Consider the following 8,122-nt stretch of genomic DNA (forward strand, 5'->3'; position numbering starts at 1 on the left):
CGTGACTGCGCCACCCGGGCCGGCCCAGACCCGACTACCGTATTAGAGACCTCAATCTGCTGAAAACTAAGAGCTGCAAGCTGTCGTCTGAGGTCCGCGCCCTCCCATTTCCTGACACGGATCCCTCTCATCGAAAAGAATCCACCTTGACTCCTGACTGGGAAAATAAGAACAAATAGAGAACATGATAGAGAACATGATAGAGAACCCGTCCCCGGAGGTCAGGAACGAGCTTGCGGCCGAAGCCCGCCATAGAGTCTTTGCGCGCCCAGATCGAGCGGATCGAAGGTCGATCCCGGCGCGCGACATCGGTGCTTCCCTTCGGAATCCCCGAGGTCGACTCGCGACTCCCCGGCGGCGGGCTGGCACGCGGCGCGCTTCATGAGGTCGCCGGCGGCAGCAACGGCGCGATCGACGGCGCGGCCGCTGGTCTCTTCGCCGCCGGAATAGCCGCCCGTACGACCGGCAAGACGCTCTGGTGCATCGCCAAGCCGGACCTGTTCGCTCCGGCGCTGGCTCAGGCAGGCCTTGCGGCCGATCGCGTGGTCTATGTCGAGGCCGGCGACGACAAGACCGTTTTGGCCTGCATGGAGGAAGGTCTTCGCCATGGTGGCCTCGGCGCCGTCGTCGGCGAGATTGCGCATTTGTCGATGACGGCGTCGCGCCGGCTCCAGCTCGCCGCCGAGGAAACAAGATCGATCGGCATCGCGCTGCGCCGCTGGCGACGCCACACCGATGCCTACGATTTCGGCGTGCAGACCGCCGCCAGGACGCGCTGGCGCGTCTCCGTCATCCCGTCCGAGACGCTACCGGTTCCCGGCATCGGCCGCCACCGCTGGCTGGTCGAGCTGGCCCACGTCAAGGGCGGAGAGAGTGCTGATTTCGAAGTGGATGCGTGTGATGAGCAGGGTTGTCTCGCTCTACCTGCCGAACTGGTCGACCGACCGGCTGCGGCGGAAGGCTGGCGACGCGGCGCCTCCGGCTGAGGCGCCGCTCGTGATGATAGGCCGTGAAGGAAACAGGCGGGTGGTGATGGCGGCGGACGCCGCCGCCCAGGCCGCTGGGCTGCGCCCCGGCATGCCTGCCGCCAAGGCGCAGGTGCTCGTATCCGGCCTGATCGTGCAGGACGCCGATCCGATCGCCGACGCGGAGGCGCTGGAGCGCTTGGCGCTCTGGGCGCTCCAACGCGTCGCGCCGATCGTCGCCGCCGACCCGCCGGACGGCATCGTGATCGACTCTACCGGCGCGGATCACCTGCATGGCGGCGAAGCCGCCATGATCGAGACCCTGATCGGCCGGCTGGCCATGTCCGGCGTTACGGCGCGCGGCGCGATCGCGGACACCTGGGGCGCTGCCCATGCGCTCGCCCGTTTCGTCGCCGATCCGTCCGTCATCGCGCCGGCGGGGCATGGCGCGGCCGTGATCGATCCGTTGCCGCTTGCCGGGCTGCGCCTGCCGCCCGGCATGGCGGCCGACCTGCGCGTGCTCGGTTTCGAGCGCATCGGCGATCTCCTGGCCCAGCCGCGCGCTCCGCTGATCCTGCGCTTCGGCCCGGAACTCGGCCGGCGCATCAATCAGGCCCTCGGCGAACTGGCCGAGCCGATCGAGCCGATCCGGCCTGCCGACCTGATCGAGGTGCAGCGGACCTTCGCGGAGCCCATCGGCGCGGCCGAGACGATCGCCCGCTATGTCGGCAAGCTCGTCGCGCAGCTCTGCGCCGCGCTCGAGGAAAAGGCCCTCGGCGCCCGCCGTCTCGATCTTCTCTGTCACCGCGTCGACAACCGGATCGAAGCGGTCCGGGTCGGCATGGCGCAGCCGGTGCGCGACATCAAACGTCTGACCCGCCTCTTGTGCGACCAGATCGAGCAGATCGATCCGGGCTTCGGCATCGAACTCATGGCGCTGGCGGCCACGATCGCCGAGCCGCTTCAGCGCCGACAGATCGCCAGCAGCCTGATCGAGGTCGCGACGCCGGACATCTCCGATCTCGTGGACACTCTCGCCAACCGCGTCGGCGAGCGGGCGATCTATCGGGCCGCGCCCGTCGCCAGCGACGTGCCGGAGCGCTCCGTCTGCCGTATCCCGGCCATGTCGCCCGATACCGGCGCGACATGGCCGAGCCATTGGCCGCGGCCGATCCGGCTTCTCCCGCATCCGGAGCGCATCGAGGCGATCGCGCTCCTGCCGGATCATCCGCCCGTCTCCTTCACATGGCGCGGCGTGCGCCGCCGTGTGAAGCGCGCGGACGGTCCCGAGCGCATCCATGCGGAGTGGTGGAAGCGCGACGCCGAGCTTGCCGCGATCCGCGACTATTTCCGCGTCGAAGACCCGTCTGGCGAACGCTACTGGATTTACCGCGCGGGCAATGGCGAGGACCCCGAGACGGGCTCCCACCTCTGGTATCTCCATGGGGTGTTCGGATGAGCGATCCCGGTTACGCCGAGCTACAGGTGACGAGCCATTTCAGTTTCCTGCGCGGCGCATCGTCCTGCGACGAGCTGTTTGCGCGCGCCGCCGAACTCGGCATCGAGGCGCTGGCCGTGGTCGATCGCAACAGCCTCGCCGGCATCGTGCGCGCCCACGAAGCCGCAAAGGCGACAGGCGTGCGCCTCGTCGTCGGCTGCCGGCTCGACCTCACGGACGGCCCGTCGATCCTCGTCTACCCGACCGATCGGCTCGCCTATTCGCGGCTGTGCCGCCTGTTGTCGCTGGGCAAGAAGCGCGCCGGAAAGGCCAAATGCGATCTGCGGTGGCCCGATCTCGTCGCCTATGGCGAGGGCTTGATCGCTGTGCTCGTGCCCGACATGGCTGACGAGGAGTGCGGCTTCCATCTGCGCCGGCTGCGCGAGGCCTTCGGCGACCGCGCCTATATGGCCTTGACGCTGCGGCGGCGGCCCAACGACCAGCTCCGGCTTCACGAGCAGTCGAACCTCGCGACACAGATGCGCGTGCCGACGATCGTCACCAACGACATCCTGTTTCATGATCCCGACCGACGCATTCTTCAAGATGTTGTCACCTGCATCCATCACGGCGTCACGATCGACGAGCTGGGCGATCGCCGCGAGCGGCATGCGGATCGCTATCTCAAACCGCCCGCCGAGATGCACCGCCTCTTCGCGCGTTATCCCGAGGCGCTCGCGCGGACGCTAGAGATCGTGCGGCGCTGTGCCTTCTCCATGGACGAACTGCGCTACCAGTACCCGGAGGAGCGCGACGATCCCTCGCTGACGCCGCAGCAAACGCTCGCGAAGCTGACCTGGGAAGGCGCGGAGCGGCGCTACCCGGAGGGCGTGCCAGAGAACGTCGTCACCTCGTTGAAGCACGAGCTGGCGCTGATCGAGAAACTCGACTACGCGCCATATTTCCTCACCGTCAATTCCATCGTGCAATTCGCCCGCTCGCGCGACATCCTCTGCCAGGGCCGCGGCTCGGCCGCCAATTCGGCGGTCTGCTATGTGCTCGGCATCACGAGCATCGATCCCGGTCGCAATGATCTCCTCTTCGAACGGTTCATTTCGGAAGAGCGACGCGAGCCGCCCGACATCGACGTCGATTTCGAACACGAGAGGCGCGAGATCGTCATGCAGTGGGTGTTCGACGCCTACGGCCGCGACCGCGCCGCGCTCTGCTCAACGGTCATCCGCTACCGCACCAAGGGCGCGTTGCGCGACGTCGGCAAGGCCCTCGGCCTGCCCGAGGACCTGATCTCGACGCTCTCCGGCCAGGTCTGGGGCTGGTCGGAGGAGGGCGTCTCGAAGGGCCAGGTCGAACAGCTCAATCTCAATGCGTCCGACCGGCGCCTGCGCCTGACCCTCGACCTCGCCCGGCAGTTGCAGGGCGCGCCGAGGCACCTGTCGCAGCATCCCGGCGGGTTCGTCCTCACCCAGGACCGGCTCGACGATCTCGTGCCGATCGAGCCGGCGGCGATGGCCGACCGCCAGGTGGTGGAATGGGACAAAGACGATGTCGACGCGCTCCGATTCATGAAGGTGGACGTGCTCGCGCTCGGGATGCTGACCTGCATGAAGAAGGGCCTCGACCTTCTGGCCGAGCACAAGGGCGCCAACCTCGATCTCGCGACCATCCCGCCCGAAGATCCGCGCACCTATGCGATGATCAGGCGCGCCGACACGCTCGGGACGTTCCAGATCGAATCCCGCGCGCAGATGTCGATGCTGCCGCGCCTCAAACCCCGGACCTATTACGATCTCGTCGTGCAGGTCGCGATCGTCAGGCCCGGTCCCATCCAGGGCGACATGGTGCACCCCTATCTGCGCCGTCGCGAGGGGCTGGAGCCGGTTCACTATCCCAAGCCCGAACTGGAAAAGGTGCTCGGCAAGACGCTCGGCGTCCCGCTCTTTCAAGAGCAAGCCATGATGGTCGCGATCACCTGCGCCAACTTCACACCGGGCGAGGCCGACATGCTGCGCAAGTCGATGACCACTTTTAAACATACGGGCGGCGTCAGCGCGTTCCGGGCCAAGCTCATCGACGGCATGATCGACAACGGCTACGAGCGCGACTTCGCGGAGGCGACCTTCCGCCAGCTCGAAGGCTTCGGCTCTTACGGATTTCCGGAAAGCCACGCAGCCTCTTTTGCGCTGATCGCCTACGCCTCCGCCTGGCTCAAATGCTGGCACCCCGACGTCTTCGCCGCGGCGCTGCTCAATTCACAGCCCATGGGCTTTTACGCGCCCGCCCAAATCGTGCGCGACGCCCGCGAGCACGGCGTCGAAATCCGGCCGGTCTGCGTGAATGCGTCCCGCTGGGACTGCACGCTGGAGCCGACCGGCGACGAGGATCGCTTCGCTGTGCGCCTGGGGCTGCGCATGGTGAAGGGCCTCGCCAACGCCAATGCCGCCGCGATCGTCGCGGCGCGGGCGGGCCAGCCCTTCGCTTCCGTCGACGACCTCTGGCGCCGTGCCGGCGTGCCGCAGGCCGCGCTCGTCCAGCTCGCCGAGGCCGACGCCTTCCGGCCGGCTTTCGGGCTCGCCCGGCGCGAGGCGCTCTGGGCCATCCGCGGCCTGCGCGACGAGCCGCTGCCGCTCTTCGCGGCCGCGACCGCGCGTGAAGCCGAGATCGTGCCCGAGATCGACGAGCCGTCCGTCTCGCTTCGCCCGATGACGGCCGGCAGCGAGGTGGTGGAGGACTACGGCCATACCGGCCTGTCGCTGCGCGCGCATCCGGTCTCCTTCCTGCGCGAGGACCTGCGCCGCCGGCGCATCGTCTCGCTGGCCGAGGCGATGGACGCCCGCGACGGCCGCTGGCTCGAAGCCGCCGGCATCGTCCTTGTCCGGCAAAGGCCCGGCTCCGCCAAAGGTGTGCTGTTCGTCACGCTGGAGGACGAGACCGGCATCGGCAATCTCGTCATCTGGCCGAAGGTCTTCGAGGCGAACCGCCGCACGCTGCTGTCGGCCGGCATGCTCGCGGTACGCGGCCGCATTCAGCGTGAAGGCGCCGTCGTGCATCTGGTCGCGCAGCGCATCACCGACCTCTCGGCCGATCTGGCGAGCGTCGGCGCCCGCGACGCCGCCTTTCCATTGCCCCACGGACGCGGCGACGAATTCCACCACGGCTCGCCGTCGCCCGATCCGCGCGGCCTGCCACCGCGATCGTTCAAGGGCCGCACCTTCACAGACAATTACGGTCATATCCGCCAGATCGCCGTGAAGGGTCGGAATTTCAAATGATCTTTCCATCCAAGGTTCGCCGCACGACAGCCGCATTTACATTGGTCATTCTTGAGTATTTGTTCAGTTGCAACGCGCACTGGCCGATAAACAACTAACGACGCCCAAAGAAAGTGAATTCATGCCGTCTTCCTCGAAGCAAACTGAGCAAATAGCTACATGGAAGCAGGCCTTTCGCGACGAGACGACGGGAATACACAAAACCGTCCGCGACCTCATCTGGAACTACGCGGCATTTCGGACGACGATCCGGATTGTCAGGCTCGCAAACGAAAAGCGTGAAGAGCATCCGCGCCTCAATCAGATGCTGTTCGATCTGATTTCAGATGGCTACTGGTCGAGCCTGCTCGTAGGGATCAGACGTCTGCTCGACAAAGGACCCATAAAGGGGCCGAAAGGAGTCTACTCCATCCGGTCGGTCGTGAAAGACGTTGAGCAGTCTCGCCCCTGGCTAACGCGCAGGAAATATATCGAGGAGGTCCTTGAGGCGCGGTATGACCTCACACCGATGCTTGAGGAGCAGCATCAGAGATTGATCGCCGCGAAAGGGGCGGCGACCTGGGGAGACCCTGACCTCTTCAGGAGCGAGATCGCGCACGAGCAGTTTGATTTCCTAAGCGGCGTTCTGCCGACCGATCGCCGAGCGGACGACCTTATCGATCCGGCCGTCCTGGCCAGGATCGAGAAGCGTTTGGCTTCTCTCGATACCATTGGTGATCACGTCAATTCTCATTTGGCGCATGCAGGAAACCACGAAAGCCGGCAGGGCAAGTCGCTCGCGAACTTCGACATACGAGACGCCCAACGAGCACTCCGCGAGTTGAAGCAGATTTCCGACCTCACCGGCGTCTGGTTCGCAAATGAGGGTGGCGGCGGACTTGCGACATTCATAGGAGATCAATTCGCAGGCCTCGATGAGCCGCTCGTCGACACCGAACAGATCGCTCAACTTCTAGAGCATTGGCGAGAGATCGACCGCGAAGTCGCAAACTGGTCAATCACGCCGAAGGAATTGTAGCCCGTTCTGCTCCTGTGGTCTCCGGAACTGCGCGACAGACCGACCGGCACATTACGCGACCTGCTCGACCGCCAGTGACCCGGCTGGCAGCGGCTTGATCAGCGTTTGGGCCGGGACCGACGGATCGAGCCAGTCAGCCCAGGCTTTCCGTTCCAGAATGACGATCTGGCGATCATGATAGGGCGCGATGTCGGGACCGGGCCCCATCGTCAGCATGGTGAAGGCCTCGCCGACCTCCTTCGTGTCCCGCCAGATGCCCGCGATCCCGAAGATCGGCTCGCCGCTCTTCGTGAATAGCCACTTGTCCTTGCGCTTCTTTCCCTTCTCGGCCGGGTCCGTGAACTCGTAGAATCCATCAGCGACGATGATGCAGCGGTTGGAGGCGAACTCGCGGCCGTCCGAGCGGAAATTGTAGACCGGCCGCTTGTTCTGGCCCGGCCAGCTCCAGCGCCGTTGCACGAGATCGCCTTCGCCGCGCTCGCCCTCGACCGTGCGCACGATCGGCCCGACATCGGTGATCTTGATGTCGTCGCGGGCCTCGATGTTCGGGCGGCCCTCCGAAAACCGTATCTTGATCTTCAGGTCGGCGAACTCCTCGATGATCGAGGAGATGTCGACCTTCAGCCGGTAGTCATTGCACATCGGTCCTCCGTCCGGATCGTCTTTGCCTCGCGATCCTGTTCTTTGATATCGTCGCCCGCTATGAGCGCGACGTCTTTCGACATGGACGCATCGCTCGACGAACGCCGCGTGATCATAAGACTTGCAGGCGGCGAAGTTGAGATGGTGGAGCTGGCCTGGGGTCTGCAACCGCGCGAGCGTGGCGGGCGCTCCGCCACCGTGATCCGCGCCGACGGCCGGACCTTTCCGAGTCATCGCTGCCTCGCCGGCGTCCGAGTTCCGGTTTCGCAGCCGCGGCAGGCACTACGGCTTCGCGCTCGCCGATGGCGACTGGTTCTATTTCGCAGGGATATGGCGGCCTGCGTCGCCGGACTGGCCGGAGGCCTATGCGATCCTCACCACCGAGGCGAACCCCGACGTCGCCCCGTTTCATGATCGGCAGGTGGCGGTGCTGCGCCGTGAGCAGCGCATGGCCTGGCTCGACATGACCTGCCGGGAATCGGAATTGCTTCGTCCCTTGCCGACAGGGTCGTTCAGCGTGTCGGGACTGGACGAGGATGGTGCGCAGGCGAGGTTCGCCTTCTGAAACTCTGATATCCGTATTTCCGTGTTGGCGGCTTTGCAGCTTTGTGGGGAAGGCCTTCCCCCTGGTCGGCACTGCGTTGCCGACGCACCCCCTTCTGCGGGGAGACCCCCAGGCTGTGCAGAAACTCGGCGACGATTCAGTGCGGGTGCGATGACGCGAACTGAATCGAGCGGGGTTCTCAGCCCCGCGACATCAGCGCCCCGG

At 65.7% G+C, this 8,122-nt stretch carries 5 protein-coding genes and 1 pseudogene; 5 read left to right on the forward strand and 1 reads right to left on the reverse strand.

The features are described 5' to 3' along the window. Positions 1–233: 233 nt before the first annotated feature. From CRO48_RS08260 to CRO48_RS08275, 4 genes are all read left to right on the forward strand, one after another. Positions 234–986: an ImuA family protein gene (locus tag CRO48_RS08260; RefSeq protein WP_035224497.1), complete on the forward strand. Its 753-nt coding sequence runs from the start codon at positions 234–236 to the stop codon at positions 984–986. Beyond that, on the forward strand, positions 901–2,424 hold the full coding sequence (locus tag CRO48_RS08265; RefSeq protein ID WP_035224499.1) for a Y-family DNA polymerase: 1,524 nt from the start codon (positions 901–903) through the stop codon (positions 2,422–2,424). Before CRO48_RS08260 ends, CRO48_RS08265 begins: the two co-directional genes overlap by 86 nt. Beyond that, positions 2,421–5,693: an error-prone DNA polymerase gene (locus CRO48_RS08270; protein ID WP_035224503.1), complete on the forward strand. Its 3,273-nt coding sequence runs from the start codon at positions 2,421–2,423 to the stop codon at positions 5,691–5,693. Before CRO48_RS08265 ends, CRO48_RS08270 begins: the two co-directional genes overlap by 4 nt. A 67-nt stretch (positions 5,694–5,760) precedes the next feature. Further along, on the forward strand, positions 5,761–6,711 hold the full coding sequence (locus tag CRO48_RS08275; protein WP_237681070.1) for an AbiU2 domain-containing protein: 951 nt from the start codon (positions 5,761–5,763) through the stop codon (positions 6,709–6,711). 51 nt (positions 6,712–6,762) lie between these two features. Here the strand turns inward: CRO48_RS08275 and CRO48_RS08280 are convergent, their stop codons facing one another. After that, the gene (locus tag CRO48_RS08280) at positions 6,763–7,353 is read right to left on the reverse strand and encodes an SOS response-associated peptidase (protein WP_035224507.1); all 591 of its coding nucleotides are present in this window, start codon (positions 7,351–7,353) and stop codon (positions 6,763–6,765) included. Positions 7,354–7,413: 60 nt separating this feature from the next. Here CRO48_RS08280 and CRO48_RS08285 point away from each other — a divergent pair. Further along, positions 7,414–7,918 (forward strand): annotated as a pseudogene (locus CRO48_RS08285) (SOS response-associated peptidase family protein). Positions 7,919–8,122: the final 204 nt, after the last annotated feature.

This window comes from Rhizobium subbaraonis (genome assembly GCF_900220975.1).
GTDB lineage: Bacteria > Pseudomonadota > Alphaproteobacteria > Rhizobiales > Rhizobiaceae > Mycoplana > Mycoplana subbaraonis.

Excerpts from the sequence above, each read along its gene's own strand:
- CRO48_RS08265 (WP_035224499.1), top strand. The coding sequence starts at position 901 with ATGAGCAGGGTTGTCTCGCTCTACCTGCCGAACTGGTCGACCGACCGG.
- CRO48_RS08270 (WP_035224503.1), top strand. The coding sequence starts at position 2,421 with ATGAGCGATCCCGGTTACGCCGAGCTACAGGTGACGAGCCATTTCAGT.
- CRO48_RS08280 (WP_035224507.1), bottom strand. The coding sequence starts at position 7,353 with ATGTGCAATGACTACCGGCTGAAGGTCGACATCTCCTCGATCATCGAG.